This window comes from Vibrio sp. 1401, assembly GCF_033340295.1.
Window position 1 is genome coordinate 1 of the sequence record NZ_JAWOWF010000282.1, and the last position, 768, is coordinate 768.

The window sequence follows — 768 nt, forward strand, 5'->3', positions numbered from 1 at the left end:
AATGCATCGAGCTTACTTCTTTCATTTTGATTAGGAACGGGAGCAGACTCCCCACTCCCTTCAAGCACAACAAAAGGTTCATTGGCCCTATCATACAATTTCACTCTAGAAACGTTGGGCTGTTCTAGAAGATCGGCCAGAATAGTTTGTGCTTTTCGCTTGTTCTTTGTTGTGAGCGCATCTTTAATTGAATAAGACACGTTATTGATTAACTTGCGAGTTTGCTCAACCAACTCATGTTTTGACGATTGGTATGCGGTGTACGAGGTATAACCTTTTGAAACAACAAAGATCGCCGTAATAAAAACCAGAATCGGCCAGATAAGCTTTGCTCGTAATGACATATATATTCCTGTCGCACAACAACAACTAGAAGACAAAAGAGTTGTTATGCAAACTATCACCCAATAGAAGCCGTAAGACTAACATGACGGCAAAGCAAAATAACGTTAAATTCTCAAAAATTGGATTGAAAAGGACCGAATTACCTTAAAATTCGGATCAAATCAAAGAACGATAACGACGTGCTGGACTCTAATGATCTTTCTCAGCTCGAGTTCCAAGTAAAAATCTCATTCTGGTTGTTTGAAGAATGAACTGAGTCACTGAAGATAAAAGGTTTTTCCTGCATCGTGATGTGATTGCTAAGGTAACTATAAATATATGACATTGAATAAACAGCAACTGACATTAAATTGCGATATGGGCGAGAGCTTTGGTTCTTGGACGATGGGCGCTGACGATAGCGTGATGCCTCATGTCGATATG

At 39.5% G+C, this 768-nt stretch carries 2 protein-coding genes; one reads left to right on the top strand and one right to left on the bottom strand.

Annotation, left to right across the window (positions count from 1 at the left end):
• Positions 1 to 344 (bottom strand): CHASE sensor domain-containing protein (locus R7Z77_RS25120; RefSeq protein ID WP_411913211.1); only part of this gene is annotated, 344 nt, incomplete at its 3' end.
• A 319-nt stretch (positions 345 to 663) separates the two neighbouring features.
• On the opposite strand from R7Z77_RS25120, the gene R7Z77_RS25125 reads away from it, so the two are divergent.
• Positions 664 to 768 (top strand): LamB/YcsF family protein (locus tag R7Z77_RS25125; protein ID WP_318137016.1); only part of this gene is annotated, 105 nt, incomplete at its 3' end.